Genomic DNA, 15,811 nt, shown 5'->3' with positions numbered 1-15,811 from the left:
CACCCAAACATCGTCATCATGGAGCCAATTGAATGAGAAAGCTTATCCTCGCCATCTCGATGCTCGCCTTCGCCGGTTCGGCGGCATTTGCCGACCCGATCCAGGAGCGGCAGGCTCTGATGAAGGAACGTGGAAAGATCGCCGGCCAATTGTCGAAAGTGGTCAAGGGCGAGACCCCTTACGACGCAACGGCCGTCCTGGCGGCGTTGAAGGCGCTGGAGGCCAACGCCGAGAAGTTCCATGTAAACGTCGAGGCTCTTTTCCCGGCTGGCAGCGACAGTGGCGACACCACCGCTGCCCCCAAGATCTGGGAAGATATGGCCGGCTTCAAGGCGGTTGAGGAAAAATATCTCGCCGACGTCAAGGCTGCGGCGGCGGCCGCCCCAGCCGACGTCGATGCCTTGAAGGCAGGGTTCAACACCATAGGCGGCGATTGTGGCACCTGCCACCAGACGTACAGGATAAAGAAGGGCTGATAGCGGGCGATGCGCCTGCTGAAAAGGCTCGTCGGCGCCGCCCTCGCTCTGGGCGCCGCCGGCGCTCTCGCCGGCTGGTTCCTGTCGGCGCCGGTCAGGCTCGACGCTGAGACGCTGGCGCGGCTCGGCCCCGGCGATGTCGCCAGGGGCAAGCGCATTTTTTATGCCGGAGGCTGCACATCGTGTCATGCGAAGCCTGGTTCACAAGGCGATGCCCGCCTTCGACTGGCAGGCGGTCTCGAACTCAAGACGCCGTTCGGCACCTTCGTGCCACCGAACATCTCGCAGGATGCCAAGGATGGCATCGGCGCCTGGTCGGTCGAAGACCTCGCCAACGCCATGATGAAGGGGGTGTCGCCGAGCGGCGAGCATTTCTATCCGGCGTTTCCTTATGCATCCTACGCGCGCATGAAGCCGGCCGACATTGCCGATCTCCATGCCTTCCTGAAAACGCTTCCGGCGGTCGCCGGCAAGGCGCCGCCCAATTCGCTGGGATTCCCGTTCAACATCCGTCGCGGCATCGGGCTGTGGAAACGTCTCTATTTGAGTGACCAGCCGGTGGTTTCCTTCCCCGATGGCACGCCGGATCCGGTGATGGCCGGCCGCTACCTGGTCGAAGGGCCGGGCCATTGCGGCGAATGCCACACGCCGCGTGATTTTACTGGCGGCACCAAGAAGAGCCAGTGGCTGGCCGGAGCCACTGCTGCCGAAGGCAGCGGCATCGTGCCGAACATCACTTCGGGTGAAGGCGGGCTCAGTGACTGGTCGGAGGCCGACATCGCCAACTTTCTCGAAACCGGCTTCACGCCGGATTTCGATACCGTCGGTGGCGCCATGGTCGACGTGCAGAGAAACATGGCCGAACTGACGCCCGCGGACCGGGCGGCGATATCAGCCTATCTGAAGGCCATACCGCCGCATCCCAATGGCTATCCGGCGCGCAAGCAGCCTTCGAGCTGAAGCGAAAACCGGACGGGATGGCGGCGCGTCAGCGGTCGCCGAGAAAATCGAAGCCGGTTTCGAAGAAATGATTGTAGTTGCAGGTCATTTCCTCGCCGGGCGCGATGTCGCGCGACGCATACGTCTCCTCGGGCGAGGAGACGTCGCAATTCGGGTCATCGGCATGGTTCATGTAGCGCGCGTCGTCGGCTTCGAAGACGATGTAGTTCGGGTCGCGCCGGTCGGGATAGGAATAGCGATCGAGATAGGCTTTGATCGGCCCGGTTTCGCGCTCGTAGGTCTCGACGGGAATGCGCCGGTCGTAATTGGGATCGAGCTTCCAAACCAGAGTGCCACGGGGAATGTGGTTCTTGGCAAAGACTCCGATGCCCTGGATAGGCGATTTGTCGAGATAGACGTCGACGAGCAACATGGCAGACCCTTGGCGTGACTGGATGATTTTGGTGGCGCAGCTGCGAAAAGCCGCGCATTGGGTAGCGCGCGGCCATCGCAATTGCGAGCGGAAAATCAGCCAGGCCGTGACCCGAAATCGGAATCGATTTCCCGTAGGGGATCGTGCGCAAGCTCAAGCTCCTACAGCGCCCTTTGCGCGTCCAAAAGGGTGGGCGGCGCTGCGGTGGCAAGGTCGGCCTTGCCCGCCACCTTCAGCGCAAACGCGTAAGTGAAGGCGATTTCCTCGAGCCTGGAAAACCGGCCGGATGCGCCGGCATGGCCGGAGTCCATGTTGATCTTGAACAGCACCGGATTGTCGCCGGTCTTGCGGTCGCGCAGCCGCGCTACCCATTTGGCCGGCTCCCAATAGGTGACACGCGGGTCGGTGAGACCGGCAAGCGCCAGGATCGGCGGATAGTCGAGTGCGGCGACATTGTCATAGGGCGAGTAGGCGGCGATCGTTCGGTAGTCTTCCTCCGAAGCGATCGGATTGCCCCATTCGGGCCATTCCGGCGGCGTCAGCGGCAAGGTCGCGTCGAGCATGGTGGTGAGCACGTCGACGAACGGAACCTCGGCGACAATACCGCCGAAGCATTCCGGCGCCATGTTGGCGATCGCGCCCATCAGCAGGCCGCCGGCCGAGCCGCCCTGTGCGACGATGCGGTCATGTTGCGTATAGCGTTCGGCGACGAGGTGGTGGGCGACCGCGACAAAATCGGTGAACGTGTTCATCTTATGCGCCCGCTTGCCGTCGTCGTACCAGCCATAGCCCTTGTCCTTGCCGCCGCGGACGTGGGCAATCGCGTAGACGAAGCCGCGGTCGACCAGCGAAAACAAATTGGTGTTAAAGGCGGCCGGGACCGTGATGCCGTAGGAGCCGTAGCCGTAAAGCAGGCAAGGCGCTGATCCGTCGAGCGGCGTGTCGCGATGGTGGATGAGCGAGATCGGCACCAGTTCGCCGTCGGCGGCGGGCGCCATCAGCCGCCGCGTCACATAGTGGTCCGGGTCGTGACCGGACGGAACTTCCTGCGTCTTCAGCAGCACGCGCTCGCGGGTCCGCATGTTGTAATCGAAGACCTGCGCCGGCGTTGTCATGGACGAGTAGGAAAAGCGCATGATCTCGGTGTCGTATTCATAAGATCCCGACAGGCCGAGCGAGAACGCTTCCTCGTCGAAGGAGATGAGGTGTTCCTCGCCGCTCTTGCGGTCATGCACGACGATGCGCGGCAGGCCTTCCTTGCGCTCAAGCCTGACCATATGGTCCTTGAAGCCGATCACCGAAAGGATCAGCCGGCCCGCTTCGTGCGGCACCAGTTCCTGCCAGTTGGCGCGCACCGGGTCGCTCGCCGGCGCCGTCATGATCTTGAAATCTTTGGCGCCGTCGGCGTTGGTGAGAATGAAGAAGATATCGCCGCCTTCTTCGAGGTCGTATTGCAGGCCGGTCTCGCGCGCCGAAACCAGCTTCGGTTCGGCGAACGGCTCGCTGGCGCTCATGATGCGATATTCCGAGGTCTCGTGGTCGTTGATGCCGACCATGATCCACTCGTTGGAGCGCGTGCCGCCGACATTCATAAAGAAGCCCGGATCGGTTTCTTCGTAGATCAGCCGGTCGTTCTCAGGACTCTCGCCAAGGGCATGGAACAGCACCTTGGAAGGACGGTGGTTGGGATCGAGGCGGGTGTAGAAAAATCCGTCATTTCCGGCATCCCACACGCCGCCGCCGCCTGTGTCCGGAATCCTGTCCGCGAGATCGTTGCCGTCGGCGAGATCGCGGACGCGAAGCGTGTAGAATTCGGAACCCTTGTCGTCGAAGGCCCAGAGAAGCTTGCGGTGGTCGGTCGAATGGTCGACGCCGCCGAGGCGGAAATAGGCTTTGCCTTCGGCCTCGAGATCGCCGTCGAGCAGGATATCTTGGTCGCCGCCATCGCGCGGCGTGCGGAAGTAACGCGGCTGCTCGCCGCCAAGCTTGAAAGATGAGCCATAGGCGTACGGCCCATCCTTCATCGGCACGGAAGAATCGTCTTCCTTGATGCGGCCCTTCATCTCCTTGAAAAGCTGCTTCCGCAACTGGGCGGTGTCGGCCATCAAAGCCGCCTGATAGGCGTTCTCGGCTTCGAGATGGGCGCGGATCTGGCCGTCAAGCAGGGACGGATCCCTGAACATCTCTTGCCAATTATCGGCTCTAAGCCAGGCATAGTCGTCCGTCCGGGTTACTCCATGATGCAGATCGAAGACCGGTCGCTTCTCGGTTTGTGGCGGGCTGGCAGTCGGAAATGCTGGGGTTCGGGTCATTGCGTCTCGCTGTGGAAGTTACTTGAATGGAGAATGAACACGCCGATCAGCGCAGGTTCAAGAGCCGGGGTAGATGTTTGCGCCGGGCTCCAGAAGATGAGCCGGAGGAGAGGGAAAAATGAAGTTCCGTTTTCACGCAGCCGCGGCTTTCGCCGTCGCTTCGACAGTCTTGGCCTTTATCGGCCAATCTCATGCAACCGTGTTCGCAGCTTGGCAAGTGAGCAACCTTCCGTTTGGCGACACGCTCAACGTGCGCAAGTATCCCGCGGGATCGTCCCAGAAGCAGGCCGCCTATCCCAACGGTGCCGTTTTGCAGATGACCGGGAGATGCACCGGCGGGATAAGCCTGCTCGACATTGCCAAGCAGCCGGTTTGGACACAAGAACAGAAGATCCGCTACCGCTGGTGCGAAGTCTGGCATGATCCGGCACACAACGGCAATTTTGTCACCGGCTGGGTCTACGGAAAATACATTACCCCACATTGATGGATCGGCGCCGGTCCGAAGCGCTGATTTCTGGCTTGTTTGCTACCAGCAAATCGCAACCTATGGTTTTGCAGATTCTGAAAACAACCAGATAGCCGGCGCCACAACCAAGCATAGCCAAGCATTGAGAACTTTTTACTGGCCATCGGGGATGTAACGGCAGCCCGACGGGGCGTCAGCCGTTGCTGGTCGGACCAGAAAATATCGCAAAATTACAGAGTGCACGAAAGGTTGAAGCTGATCGCGGAATATTTTATTAACATCGATGAATACAGCGCAAGAAGCGAATTGACTTACTTGGTTCACTGGCTCATTAGGATGTTGTGACGCGAATCGCAGAGGCTCTTTCCTGCAAAAATTTCGCGCGATGCCCGACCTGTCAAAAATAGGGCGCAGATAGAAACAACTCTCGTTGGGGCCATGAAGCCATGGATATTATCGAAACACCTTCCAGAAATAGTGATGCGCTGATCGAGTTGACGGCCGACGTCGTGGCCGCCTATGTCAGCAACAATCCGGTGCCGGTCGGCGAGCTGCCGAGCCTCATCGCCGATGTCCATGCCGCCCTCGGGCGCGTGGGCGGGACCAGTGAACAACCTCCTGCCGACAAGCAGAAGCCGGCAGTAAACCCGAAACGCTCCGTCCATGACGACTACATCGTCTGTCTTGAAGACGGCAAGAAGTTCAAGTCGCTGAAGCGCCATTTGATGACCCACTACGGTCTGACGCCCGACGAGTATCGTGAAAAATGGGGCCTGGACGCAAGCTATCCAATGGTTGCTCCCAACTATGCTGCCGCCCGCTCACAGCTCGCCAAGAAGATGGGTCTCGGCCGCAAGCGCAAGGGGCGCTGATATCGGCTCTTCCCAACGTGGGTTGAACGATCAACGGCGCCTCCGGGCGCCGTTTGGTTTTGGGGCATGCTGGGGCGATAGCGTTGCGCCATGTGCGGGCTGTCCGCCATTCGGGGCAATCGCGTGGCCTAATCAGGCGGTCTGCCTCAAGGCCGCCTCGGCGTCGCGCTTGATGCGCTTGACCATGGAACGAAGACCATTGGCGCGTTGCGGCGACAGGTGTTCGTCGAGGCCGAGTGCCTTCAGCGTGGCTTCCGCGTCGGTTTTCTGGATCTCGCTTGCAGGTCGTCTGGAAAACAGCGCCAGCATGATAGCAACGAGGCCGCGCACGATATGGGCGTCCGAATCGCCTGCGAACGTCACGATTGGGTCGGGACCCGGTCCATATTGGGTCGTCAGCCAGACCTGGCTGACGCAGCCGGGTACCTTGTTGGCGGGATTGCGTTCCTCATCGGGAAATGGCGGCAGGGCCTCGCCCAGTTCAATCACATAGCGATAGCGGTCTTCCCACTCGTCAAGCAGGGAGAAGTCGTCGCGGATCGTTTGGATCGTCGTAGTCATAGCTCCGGATATAGTCATCCGGCGACGCCGCGTCACGGAAAAAGAGGAAAAACACCATAGGCGTCGAGGGCGGACGGCCCGCGGTGCAGTGACCTCAGTTTTTCGCGGGCAAGTCGACTTTCGCCGGCAAGACGATGTCTTCGGGCACGCTGCCGGTCGTTGTCGCCGTGTCGGGTTCGGCAGTCTTTTCGTCCAACATGGCGGCCGCGATCTTGGCTGTCTCCTTGGCCCGGGCGGTGATCGTGTGCATTGCAGACTTGCCGGTCTCGCAGACGTCGGGCTTGCGCTCGCATATGCCGGCAAAGTCGCCGACCGCTTCCCGTGCCGCGAACAAGGCCTGGATCGGCCCGACGCTTTGGTGGCCCGTCTCGTCCGAGCCGACATTCAGCGGCAGCGCCAGAAGCACCAGCGAAAACCAGAAAGCCATTCTTATCAGAAAGCCCATCTGTATGCCCTCATTTGTGACCGGATCATGCATTCGTGCGGCATGACCTCTTTAGGGGTACGATAGTGGCATAGACGCGCAAAGGACGGCTTGCCCGGTCAGCGAAAATTTTCCTCAAATTTTAGGCAATTTCGAAACGAAGTGTTTTGCAAAGGATTTGTCTCAAACGCAGCCGATTTTCTTCACTTTAGGTTAACCATCCATCTGCCTGTTTTCCAAAGTTATTTCGCGAAGCGTGGCGTGCCGGTGGCGACTGTCAGAGGCGGAAGGGCGGATCGCCCGGATAACGCTCCATTTACTATGGCTGCAATTGCCAGGGTTTTGCCGCGCCGGCCTCCCAATATTTGCCTCAGGCCGGGCATTGATCGGTCCTGCCTTATCCATTCCTTAAACGCTGGATGCGAGTTTCAGATCAACAAAACCAACCTGCGAAGCAGGGCTGTTCACGACCAGGTGCGAGTGCGTTGAGTTGAGTTCGATAAGGGCCAGATACGTTGAGTTGCCCGGCGCCATGGCAGCCGGTTGCGAACGTATGGTTCATCCGTCGATCCTCGGACAGAACGACCGCCGGTGCCAGCGCCGGCTTATCGGTGTCATGCTGGCCGCTCCGTTCTTTGCCGCAGGTGCAGCAGTCACGCTGGTCACCTCGGGCATGGGCGCGGCCGTGACCATGGCTGCGATCTTTGCGACTTTCGGCCTCTGCTGGTTTGCCGCCTTGCTGGTGGCGGCAACGGGCAAGATGGCGTTCGCCGGCCAGGTCGCCCTGGTGATGGGCAGTCTTGCTCTTGCCGGTGTCATTGCCGCGGCGGGCGGTCTGGCCTCGCCGGTCGCCATGCTTGTCGTGGCGCTGCCGTTCGAAGCCTGGTGGATCGGCGCGTCTCGTCGCGCTGCACTCTGGGGTGTGGTGTCCGCATTTGTCGCTATCCTGCTGCAGGCCCTTGCCGGTTCTGTCATCCCGTTCGGCCCGGCGGTAACAGCCGCTTGGCATTGGCTGCTGCCGCTGGCTTGGGCGCTCACCGTCGTTCCCCGCGTCACGAGACTTGGCAGTCCGGCCGGCGCGCAGCTTGATCCGGCGACCGACGATCGGCTCGAGAAGATCATCGACGCCGTTGTCCTGCGGGCCGGCAGGCATGGCGAGGTTTTGGATGCGTCGGCAAAGGCGCGCACGATCCTGAAGCTGCAGCCGGAACTGCTGTTCGGTACCGGCCTGTTCGACCGTATCCATCTGTCCGATCGCGTCGCATACCTCAGCGCGCTGGCCGACATGCGCGACGGCGCGTCGGGGCGCCGGCTCGATCTTCGCGTCCGGCTGCCGCAAAACGGCCATGGCCCGACGGCGGACAACTACCGGCCGTTTTCCCTTGAGCTGATGCGGGCGGAGCAGGATGATGTCTTCACGTTCGTCTTGCGCGAGAACGACGAACTCGCCGGCTTGCGCGAAGAGCTTGCCGCCGCAAAAGAGGCGGCCGCATCTGCCGAAGTGGCGAAGGGACGGTTTCTGGCGGTCGTCAGCCACGAGCTGCGCACGCCGTTGAACGCCATCATCGGTTTTTCCGACATGCTGCTGCATGAGATGTTCGGCACCTTCAAGGATCCGCGCCAGAAGGAATATGTCGGCTTGGTCAAGGAGTCCGGCCAGCATTTGCTTGCCGTCGTCACCTCGATACTCGACGTGTCGAGGATCGAAGCCGGCGCCTACGCGACCGAGCCGGAACCGTTCCGTTTCGTGGAAGCGGTTGAAATGTGCCAGTCGATGATGCGCTTGCAGGCAGAGGCAAAGGAGATCGATCTGCAGGCTCAGATCGCACCGGATGCAGGCGAGATAAACGCCGATCGTCGTGCCGTGCAGCAGATACTCATCAACCTCGTCTCCAACGCGATCAAGTTCACGCCCGATGGCGGCGATGTCGTCGTCGGCGCCAAGCGGATCGGCTCGCGACTGCATTTCTGGGTCAGGGACACCGGCATCGGCATCGCCGAGGAAGACTTTGCCAATCTCGGCAAGCCGTTCATGCAGATCCAGAATGACTATACGCGCCGCTTCGAGGGAACCGGCCTCGGCCTATCGCTGGTGAAGGGCCTAGTGGCGCTGCACGAGGGCACGATGTCGATCGAAAGCATGCCGGGTGAGGGCACCACGGTCACGATCAGCTTACCGGTGAACGGACCGAAGGGACGTTCGACCGACAAGCCCGGCGTGCTGCCGATGCCTGCGGCCAAAACGGAGACGAAGGGGGACAGGCATGGCTCGCTCCGCAAAACAGCCTAAGGCGGTCAAGCGCCGCGGCAATGCCTTCCAGGGTGGCGCGGTCGCGGTCGGCAGCCTGATCTCGCGCAATCCGGTTCTGGTCGGCGGTTCGACCGCCTTCCTGGTGACGCTGTTCTACGTCTCGGCGAACGCCCTGTGGTATCAGCCTTTTCCTCATGCCGGCGCGTTTTTTGCGACCAGGAGCATAGAGAGCTTTCCTCGAGCAGGCGCCGACGAGCCCGAAACCACCATCAACATCGTGCGGCCGGGCTCGGCCCCGATCAAGAGCGATCCGGTCGTCGAGCAGATCCAGGGCATATTGAAGGACCTGGATTTCTATTCCGGCACGGTCGACGGCATTCCCGGCCCCAACACGCGTAAGGCCATCCAAGCCTATCAGCAGAAGGTCGGGCTCAACGCTTCCGGCGAGATCGACAGCGTTCTGCTCGATCAACTGGGCGCCACGCCAACCGCCTCGACGGTCGTGCCGCATCCGGCACCGCGCCCGGACGACATGGCCGCGATTCCCGTCTCCGCTTCGGCGCCGGCAGATGTGCCGGCGCAGGCACCCGACGCCCGCATCATCAAGATCCAGGCCGGGCTGAAGGCATTCGGCAATGACGATATGCAGCTCGATGGCGTGGTCGGGGCCCGCACCAAGGCAGCGATCAAGGAGTTCCAGTCGCTGTTCGGGCTGCCGGAGACCGGCGAGCCCGACGAGGTCGTCTACGTCAAGATGCGCGAGATCGGCCTGACCAACTGAGGCTTTGGCCCTACTAGTGGTCGAACGATCGCTCGCGGATTGGCGAAAACCTCGCTAAACAGCATCCGGATCTCGTCCGGGGTTTTGTAATGCGCGTAACCACCGATCTGTGGGTGTCGGCCCTGTTGCGCCGGGTTTTCGGCGCTGGCGGCTTCGCCGCCGTGGTCAAGCGCGGCGCGACCGAGGCCGGCGCCGTCTTCGTGCTGGCGCGTGGCCGCCTGGGCGAGGTTGCTTTGTTTGGACCGGCGCCGCAGACGAGCTACGATTCAGCCAAACCCGACGACCGCTTCTTCAGTCTGCTCGGCGCCGGCGATGATGCCGCAGTCTTTGATGCACGATTGGAGAGGGAAAAGAAATTCGATCCCGACATCTGGGTGGTCGAGATCGAGGCCGGCGCTGTTCCCGTCGAGGAACTTATTTCCGTCAAGTCGCTCTAACGATTATGGATGAAAACAAAGGCTTAAGGCGTTCGCTTGAATCTCTTTCAGACGCGACGCGCCTTAGGACTGGCGGCAGCATTATCGCTGTCCGCTTTGCGGATGTCGGCGTTTGCCGCGATGGGTCCAGCATTGCGAACGGCCTTCGACAGTGTCTCGGTCTTGCAGCCGCGTAGCCTGTCTAGCGCCGCGTCGCGATGCAGCAATCGGTAGCGGTCGAGGAAGATGCGGATGGCCCGCGGATGCGAAAACTCTGTAGGATAGAGGGCGACAGTGATCAGGAACGCTCTTTCTTCGCCGAGATCAAGCGCGCGTAGGGCGGCTAGAAGCGACGTGTAGTTCTGGTTTGCGGTGAGCGACCGCGCCGTTGAAAAATCGACTTCGAGCGCGTCGGCCAGTGCGGTCTGGAAGAATGCGGCGTTGCCGGTCAGCGCTGTCTCGCGCAGTTTGACATAGGTTTCAGTGCCGGCGAACGGATTGACAGTCGCGCCGCCGCTCTCAGCATCGGCACGCATCAACGACCGCAGCCGGCGCCGTGCATCCTCTGCGGCGACGCCGGGCACCTGCTGGCTGTCGGTGCCGGGCGCGACGACTTCGGCGCTTTCGGTCGCCGTCTTGGCGATCGCCTCCGGCTGCCGCACGCTCACCAGCGTCGGCTTTTCAAGCGCCCTGATCAGGTGGGCGATGGTGGGGTTCAGTTCCTTGCGGCGTGCGATGGCGCGCGCATGTGGCAAGCCGTGCCGTCCGATCAGCGCGATGAGGTCGATATCACTCAGCGCGCGCGAACGGATGAGCAACGGCGCGGCAACGTCGACCGGCTCCTCGCAAAGCCGGCGGACCAGCGCAGTGGGCGCATATTCGCATTCGGAAAGGGCGGCGGCGACGTAGCGGCGCGATTCGACCGACACACTGGCGAAAAGTGGAAGCGTCAGATCCTCAAGTTGCGCGATCTCCCGGCGTGAAGGGCGGGTGAGCGAACAGAACGCCGACACCGCGGCGCGGAACAGCCTTTCGGCCTTTCCCGATACAGCCCGTATAGCGATTTGCCTGAAATCCGAAGCTGACACGAAGGATACGCCTGACACTCGACACGATCTGGACCATGCTCGACCGGGGCTGTGTCGGTTTCGCATTGGCCTCGGGTCAGGATTTCCTGACCTCAGAACAAACATCAAATTAGCGGCGATCCGTTAGCGTTCCGTTAACCTACTGCCGCCCTTAATCAGATTGGAGGCGTTGCGTTGTGCTCCGGGGCAACCGAGAGGAATGCACGAACCATGGGCATTGTACTGTCTTTCGTGCCGCGAACGGCGGCAACCAATCGAGCAGAACGAAACACCGGGACGCCGGCGGCGGTGATCATTTTCCCCGGCGTTCGCTACGAGCAACGGGCGCTGACGGGCGAGACTCGGCCAGGCGCCGGTTCGGACAAGCCAGGCTCGTCAGGGACGATGCCGGGCTCGTCAGGGACGATGCCGGGCTCGTCAGGGACGATGCCGGTTCCGCATCATTAGAGCGCCGCGCGCCATGGACGCGCGAAGGACGCTCTAACCATATTTCGGCTGACGTCAGTAGTCCTGCAGTTCGCAGGAGCTCTGCTCGAGAAATCGCGACACGATCGGCCTCCAGCTGTCGTCGGGCACGAAGGAGCGGATGACGAACATGCCTTCGTCGATGGGCGCCTCGACGAAGATTGCCCCTTGCAGTTCCTCAGGAAGAGCCTTGCGGATCTCGATCATCTGCGCCGGCGTCAGTACGATACTATCCAGCACCCTTCCGGTCGCACTGTGATCATTGAAGGAGTAGATGTTGTGGCCGCTGCGGTCATAGACCGATACCGACCAGAACGGGACATTTCCCGGTGCCTTCACCCGCACCATCCCTTCGGACAGATTGAACCTGCAAGCAGCCGCATAAAACAGCGGATCGACGGATTTCACCACTGGCGTACCGCCGGCCTCCGCGTCCAGCCTAGTCATCCGATAAAGGTCCGAGGCCATGGCCAGCCGCGACCAGGCATTACGTTCGGAAAATTCCGGGACGAGCAGCAGCACGATGATGTGTACGATGCCGGCGCCAAGCAGGCCGAGCAAGATCGAGTGCAGCAGCCTACGCATTGCAGCCGACCTTCACGATCTGTGGCAGCGTGACATCCGAAAGGCCCGTACTGCTGGCGATCGGCGTGTCGTAGAATGTCAGCACGAGATACATCCGGCCGAAGCCGTCGGAAAGCAGCCAGTTGCCGGGTGCGGGGCGGTTGCTGACGGAAATCACCACGGAATTGTCGGGCTGACGCAGCACCTGGTAGGATTGAAGTGCCGCAAGCCTTGGCTTGCCGGTCTCGACCACGCCGAGCGATTGATCGGCGGCATAGAGGGTCCAGAATCGGGCCGTGGGAAAGCCGCCTTCGATTTGATAGACGCATTGGCGTTTCAATTGTTCGCCATCGGAATCGCGTTCGGCAATAAAGGACAGGCCTTCCGCCTGCCCGAGCGCAAGGATACCCTCGCGCGCCACGCGGGCTTTCGAATAAGGATCCGCCGCCTGCGTGCCGATATCGGGGAACGCCGTCCATGGGCCGATCCTGATCGCGCCGATGCCATCCTGCGTCTTGAGAGCGTACCAGACGCTGCCGCCGCCACCGCCGATGGCTATGGCAAGCGCGAGAAGCGTCAGGAATGCGTTCTTGAGCATGAGGAGTCGCGGGAAAGAGGGAATGCCGCTCGGGGATATCGCGGGGCAGGGGGCCATGGCAAGCGGACCTCTGTGGAATTGCCGGCGAGAAGGACAGCCTGGCCGGTCGTGCCGGCATTAAAGCGCCGACAGGGTCTCCGGCGTCGCGGGCGCCTGGAGGACGGGCGCCGACTGGAACAGTCTTGCGATGTCCCTGAGCGCCCGCGTGGTTTGGCTGGACAGCACCGGCGGGCGCTCGGCGGCGGCGTCGGCCGCTGCCTGCTCAGCATTCTTCTTTTCCGCTTCCTCGGCCTTGGCGGCGATCTCTTCGTCGACGAAGGGATGATCGAGACCGGGGATCGGCTTGAGATCGATATTCTGGTGCGCATAGACCATCAGCCGCTGCCAGACCATCGCCGGCAGCGAGCCGCCGGTCATGTTGTTGGTCGGAGTGAAGTCGTCGTTGCCGAGCCACACGGCAGCCGTGTAGTTGCCGGTGAAGCCGACATACCAGGCGTCGCGGTAAGATTGCGTAGTGCCGGTCTTGCCGGCCGAAACGATGTTGGGAAGGGCAGCGCGCCGCGCCGTGCCCATCACCGGCACCGCCGCCAGCATGGTGTTCATAGATTTCAGCGCCTGCTCCGAGAGTACACGGCGCGGCGGCGGCGCGTCCTTGGCGAAATCGTAAACCACCTCGCCGGTACGAGTAACCAGCTGGGTGATGCCATGGCGGGAGCCGACAAAGCCATTCTGGGCGAACACGCTATAGCCTGTCGCCTGGTCCATCACGGTCATGCCCGATGTGCCGAGCACCATCGTCTTGTGCGATTCGAGCGGCGATTCGACGCCCATGGCTTCAGCCATCGCCTTGATCGGCTTGATGCCGAGATGATTCTTGGCAAGCCGCACCGGCACGGTGTTGACCGATTTGGCCATCGCCGTGATCAGCGTGACCTTGCCGGCGCGTCCGTCATTGTAATTGTGCGGCGACCAGGCACCCCAGGAGATCGGCGCGCCGGAAACGACGGAGTCCGGCGTGAAGCCGTGCTCCATTGCTGTTGCGTATACGTAGGGTTTAAACGATGAGCCGCTCTGGCGCAGCGCCTTGGTGGCGCGGTTGAACTGGCTGGCGCCGTAGTCGCGGCCGCCGACGATCGCCCTGACTGCGCCATTGGTTTCGATGACGACCATAGCGCCTTCGGTGACGTTGTATTCCTTGCCGAACTGGCGGAGATGGAATTCCATCGATTCTTCCGCCGCCTTCTGGATGTTGGCGTCGAACGTGGTGTGAGCGACCAGCGAATGCTGGCCGGACTTTGCAGCGATCTTTTTGACCTCTTCGAATGCCCAGTCGAGGTAGTAATCCGGGCTCTTCTGCTCGCCGCGGTCGACGATTTCGGCCGGGTGCAGCCGCGCCTGCAGCACCTGACCCTCGCTCATAAAACCGGCCTCGACGAGGTTGGACAGCACCACATTGGCCCGCGCCCTGGCAGCAGGCAGGTTGATGTGCGGCGCGTATTTGGTCGGTGCCTTGAACAGGCCGGCCAGCATCGCCGCTTCGGCGAGGTTCACATCCTTGACGCTTTTGCCGAAATAGAAATCGGCGGCCGCTTCGATACCAAACGTGCCGCCGCCCATATAGACGCGGTCGAGATAGAGCTGCAGGATCTCCTTCTTCGACAGATTGGCCTCGAGCCACAGCGAGAGGAAGGCTTCCTTGATCTTGCGTTCCAATGTCCGTTCATTGGTCAGGAACAGGTTCTTGGCCAGCTGCTGGGTGATGCTCGATCCGCCCTGAACCACGGAATTCGCCCGCACATTCGCGAAGATCGCGCGCGAAAGGCCGAGCGCATCGATGCCGTAGTGATCGAAGAAACGCCGATCCTCGGTGGCCAGCACCGCCTTGATGACCTGGTCGGGCATCTCGTCGACCGGCACCGAATCACGCTGGATGATGCCGCGCTGGCCGATCTCATTGCCATAGCGGTCGAGGAAGGTGACGGCGAAATCGCCTTGGGCACGCCAGTCGCCAGCGGTTTCCTGGAAGGCCGGCAAGGCAAGCGCCAACATGACGACGATGCCGCCGGCGCCGAGCGTGAAACCTTCGCTCAACATTTCGATGATGCTGCGGCGCCAGCCGGAGACGCGGAAGCGCCGGAAAAAAATGGTGGCCGCTTCCCAGAACCGGCGCGCTTTGAAGCCGATCTCGTAGAGCGAGGAATCGAACCACGCATCCGCCGCCAGCAGCCTTGCGGCAATCGGACCTCTTCTCTTGCGTGGTTTCAAAGGACTGGCCATTCCAGGATCCGGCTGCGGCTACGCCTCTCACTGAGAAGCGGCACTCCTACCAGACTATTTGTCCATTTTGGCCCCGCTCACAAGGGCGATGGGACTTTCGCTGTACAGTTTGTTGTTACCAGGGTAGGGCCTGCCACCTCCGCCACCTCGCACCCGCTTACCGCGCCGCGATAAAGCGCACGAAATGCGCCACGTCGGCATCGCTTGGCTCCTGGCCGGTGAAACTGCGCAGATAGGCGGCGAGATGACTGACTCTCGCCTCGACCGGTTCCTTGAGGTCGAGCACATAATAACCGATCTGCATGTAGTAGAGCACGCGGGCGCGGATCAAGGCATCCTCTTCGTCGTAGCCATGCCGGCGATACATGTCGCGGATCGCGTCTAGCCGGTGATTGTCGGCCTGGTCGATGGCCAGGCGCACGTCGTCGGAGCGACGCGCCCATTCGCGGATGGCGAAGTCGAGCCTCGGATTGAACAGACGCTCGTCAGCCCAGCATTCGAACACGTTCATGACGCCCATGATGATGCTTTCGGCTGGCCGCTGCGCGCGTTCGACGATCGCCTTGGTGTTGGTATCCCGCCAATGGGCAAGCAACTGATCGAGCAGATCCTGACGGCTCTCGAAATACCAGTAGAAGCTAGAGCGCGAAACGCCGAGCTTCTGGCCGAGCGGCAGCACGCGCACGCTTTCGATGCCGTCTGAGATCAATGTCTGGAGCGCAAGATTGATCCAGTCCCAGCGCGTCACCTTGATGTTGCCGGGCGCCGGCTCGTCCTGCGGAGCAATCATGATCATGGCCGCACAATTGGCATGAGGGGGAGCTGCATACAACCGTACTAGACACATATGTACAGTGCAAGTATCCTGCCCGCCTCAACGAACTG

The 15,811-nt window shown here is 61.5% G+C and carries 17 protein-coding genes; 8 read left to right on the top strand and 9 right to left on the bottom strand.

Going from position 1 to position 15,811, the window contains the following annotated elements:
* Positions 1-32 precede the first annotated feature (32 nt).
* Positions 33-476, top strand: coding sequence for a c-type cytochrome (locus AC0L25_RS06600; RefSeq protein WP_473594740.1), 444 nt, complete (start codon positions 33-35; stop codon positions 474-476).
* A gap of 9 nt (positions 477-485) precedes the next feature.
* A complete protein-coding gene (locus AC0L25_RS06595) occupies positions 486-1,436 on the top strand; it encodes a cytochrome c (protein ID WP_473594739.1) in 951 nt (316 codons plus the stop codon).
* Between the two features lie 28 nt (positions 1,437-1,464).
* Here the strand turns inward: AC0L25_RS06595 and AC0L25_RS06590 are convergent, their stop codons facing one another.
* Together AC0L25_RS06590 and AC0L25_RS06585 are read right to left on the bottom strand one after the other, a co-directional pair.
* Positions 1,465-1,848: an SET domain-containing protein gene (locus tag AC0L25_RS06590; RefSeq protein ID WP_352954081.1), complete on the bottom strand. Its 384-nt coding sequence runs from the start codon at positions 1,846-1,848 to the stop codon at positions 1,465-1,467.
* Between the two features lie 161 nt (positions 1,849-2,009).
* The gene (locus tag AC0L25_RS06585; protein ID WP_473594738.1) at positions 2,010-4,160 is read right to left on the bottom strand and encodes a S9 family peptidase; all 2,151 of its coding nucleotides are present in this window, start codon (positions 4,158-4,160) and stop codon (positions 2,010-2,012) included.
* A 118-nt stretch (positions 4,161-4,278) separates the two neighbouring features.
* On the opposite strand from AC0L25_RS06585, the gene AC0L25_RS06580 reads away from it, so the two are divergent.
* Together AC0L25_RS06580 and AC0L25_RS06575 are read left to right on the top strand one after the other, a co-directional pair.
* The gene (locus AC0L25_RS06580) at positions 4,279-4,647 is read left to right on the top strand and encodes an SH3 domain-containing protein (protein ID WP_473594737.1); all 369 of its coding nucleotides are present in this window, start codon (positions 4,279-4,281) and stop codon (positions 4,645-4,647) included.
* 428 nt (positions 4,648-5,075) lie between these two features.
* Entirely contained in the window at positions 5,076-5,501 is a 426-nt protein-coding gene (locus AC0L25_RS06575) for a Ros/MucR family transcriptional regulator (protein WP_029354623.1), read from the top strand.
* Positions 5,502-5,633: 132 nt separating this feature from the next.
* On the opposite strand, the gene AC0L25_RS06570 is transcribed toward AC0L25_RS06575, so the two are convergent.
* Together AC0L25_RS06570 and AC0L25_RS06565 are read right to left on the bottom strand one after the other, a co-directional pair.
* Positions 5,634-6,062, bottom strand: coding sequence for a SufE family protein (locus tag AC0L25_RS06570; RefSeq protein WP_292518181.1), 429 nt, complete (start codon positions 6,060-6,062; stop codon positions 5,634-5,636).
* Between the two features lie 94 nt (positions 6,063-6,156).
* Positions 6,157-6,507 (bottom strand): DUF5330 domain-containing protein, encoded by a 351-nt coding sequence (locus tag AC0L25_RS06565; RefSeq protein ID WP_352954076.1) that lies wholly within the window; start codon positions 6,505-6,507, stop codon positions 6,157-6,159.
* 532 nt (positions 6,508-7,039) lie between these two features.
* Here AC0L25_RS06565 and AC0L25_RS06560 point away from each other — a divergent pair.
* From AC0L25_RS06560 to AC0L25_RS06550, 3 genes are all read left to right on the top strand, one after another.
* Positions 7,040-8,776 carry a sensor histidine kinase gene (locus tag AC0L25_RS06560; protein WP_473594802.1) on the top strand — a complete coding sequence of 579 codons (1,737 nt, stop codon included), beginning with the start codon at positions 7,040-7,042 and terminating at the stop codon, positions 8,774-8,776.
* Complete coding sequence (locus AC0L25_RS06555; RefSeq protein WP_473594736.1) at positions 8,751-9,518, top strand: peptidoglycan-binding domain-containing protein; 768 nt, start codon at positions 8,751-8,753, stop codon at positions 9,516-9,518. Before AC0L25_RS06560 ends, AC0L25_RS06555 begins: the two co-directional genes overlap by 26 nt.
* A gap of 89 nt (positions 9,519-9,607) precedes the next feature.
* The gene (locus tag AC0L25_RS06550; RefSeq protein WP_127313594.1) at positions 9,608-9,955 is read left to right on the top strand and encodes a DUF1491 family protein; all 348 of its coding nucleotides are present in this window, start codon (positions 9,608-9,610) and stop codon (positions 9,953-9,955) included.
* Positions 9,956-10,002: 47 nt separating this feature from the next.
* On the opposite strand, the gene AC0L25_RS06545 is transcribed toward AC0L25_RS06550, so the two are convergent.
* Positions 10,003-11,022: a hypothetical protein gene (locus AC0L25_RS06545; RefSeq protein ID WP_473594735.1), complete on the bottom strand. Its 1,020-nt coding sequence runs from the start codon at positions 11,020-11,022 to the stop codon at positions 10,003-10,005.
* Positions 11,023-11,232: 210 nt separating this feature from the next.
* On the opposite strand from AC0L25_RS06545, the gene AC0L25_RS06540 reads away from it, so the two are divergent.
* Positions 11,233-11,469: a hypothetical protein gene (locus AC0L25_RS06540; RefSeq protein ID WP_473594734.1), complete on the top strand. Its 237-nt coding sequence runs from the start codon at positions 11,233-11,235 to the stop codon at positions 11,467-11,469.
* Between the two features lie 54 nt (positions 11,470-11,523).
* On the opposite strand, the gene AC0L25_RS06535 is transcribed toward AC0L25_RS06540, so the two are convergent.
* The 4 genes from AC0L25_RS06535 to AC0L25_RS06520 all read right to left on the bottom strand — a co-directional run bounded on the left by AC0L25_RS06535 (position 11,524) and on the right by AC0L25_RS06520 (position 15,722).
* On the bottom strand, positions 11,524-12,072 hold the full coding sequence (locus AC0L25_RS06535) for a DUF1254 domain-containing protein (protein WP_473594733.1): 549 nt from the start codon (positions 12,070-12,072) through the stop codon (positions 11,524-11,526).
* Entirely contained in the window at positions 12,065-12,649 is a 585-nt protein-coding gene (locus AC0L25_RS06530; RefSeq protein ID WP_473594732.1) for a DUF1214 domain-containing protein, read from the bottom strand. Before AC0L25_RS06530 ends, AC0L25_RS06535 begins: the two co-directional genes overlap by 8 nt.
* Positions 12,650-12,766: 117 nt before the next feature.
* Complete coding sequence (locus AC0L25_RS06525) at positions 12,767-14,926, bottom strand: transglycosylase domain-containing protein (protein ID WP_473594731.1); 2,160 nt, start codon at positions 14,924-14,926, stop codon at positions 12,767-12,769.
* Positions 14,927-15,083: 157 nt separating this feature from the next.
* Positions 15,084-15,722 carry a TetR/AcrR family transcriptional regulator gene (locus tag AC0L25_RS06520; RefSeq protein WP_473594730.1) on the bottom strand — a complete coding sequence of 213 codons (639 nt, stop codon included), beginning with the start codon at positions 15,720-15,722 and terminating at the stop codon, positions 15,084-15,086.
* Positions 15,723-15,811: the final 89 nt, after the last annotated feature.

The sequence above is a fragment of the Mesorhizobium sp. WSM4813 genome, assembly GCF_055811555.1.
Note: the sequence above shows the minus strand (reverse complement) of the source record. Positions and strands in the feature narration are given on the sequence as shown.

Coding starts and splice junctions, on each gene's coding strand:
- AC0L25_RS06600 (WP_473594740.1), top strand. CDS start 33: ATGAGAAAGCTTATCCTCGCCATCTCGATGCTCGCCTTCGCCGGTTCG.
- AC0L25_RS06595 (WP_473594739.1), top strand. CDS start 486: ATGCGCCTGCTGAAAAGGCTCGTCGGCGCCGCCCTCGCTCTGGGCGCC.
- AC0L25_RS06590 (WP_352954081.1), bottom strand. CDS start 1,848: ATGTTGCTCGTCGACGTCTATCTCGACAAATCGCCTATCCAGGGCATC.
- AC0L25_RS06585 (WP_473594738.1), bottom strand. CDS start 4,160: ATGACCCGAACCCCAGCATTTCCGACTGCCAGCCCGCCACAAACCGAG.
- AC0L25_RS06580 (WP_473594737.1), top strand. CDS start 4,279: ATGAAGTTCCGTTTTCACGCAGCCGCGGCTTTCGCCGTCGCTTCGACA.
- AC0L25_RS06575 (WP_029354623.1), top strand. CDS start 5,076: ATGGATATTATCGAAACACCTTCCAGAAATAGTGATGCGCTGATCGAG.
- AC0L25_RS06570 (WP_292518181.1), bottom strand. CDS start 6,062: ATGACTACGACGATCCAAACGATCCGCGACGACTTCTCCCTGCTTGAC.
- AC0L25_RS06565 (WP_352954076.1), bottom strand. CDS start 6,507: ATGGGCTTTCTGATAAGAATGGCTTTCTGGTTTTCGCTGGTGCTTCTG.
- AC0L25_RS06560 (WP_473594802.1), top strand. CDS start 7,040: ATGGTTCATCCGTCGATCCTCGGACAGAACGACCGCCGGTGCCAGCGC.
- AC0L25_RS06555 (WP_473594736.1), top strand. CDS start 8,751: ATGGCTCGCTCCGCAAAACAGCCTAAGGCGGTCAAGCGCCGCGGCAAT.
- AC0L25_RS06550 (WP_127313594.1), top strand. CDS start 9,608: ATGCGCGTAACCACCGATCTGTGGGTGTCGGCCCTGTTGCGCCGGGTT.
- AC0L25_RS06540 (WP_473594734.1), top strand. CDS start 11,233: ATGGGCATTGTACTGTCTTTCGTGCCGCGAACGGCGGCAACCAATCGA.
- AC0L25_RS06535 (WP_473594733.1), bottom strand. CDS start 12,072: ATGCGTAGGCTGCTGCACTCGATCTTGCTCGGCCTGCTTGGCGCCGGC.
- AC0L25_RS06530 (WP_473594732.1), bottom strand. CDS start 12,649: ATGCTCAAGAACGCATTCCTGACGCTTCTCGCGCTTGCCATAGCCATC.
- AC0L25_RS06525 (WP_473594731.1), bottom strand. CDS start 14,926: ATGGCCAGTCCTTTGAAACCACGCAAGAGAAGAGGTCCGATTGCCGCA.
- AC0L25_RS06520 (WP_473594730.1), bottom strand. CDS start 15,722: ATGATCATGATTGCTCCGCAGGACGAGCCGGCGCCCGGCAACATCAAG.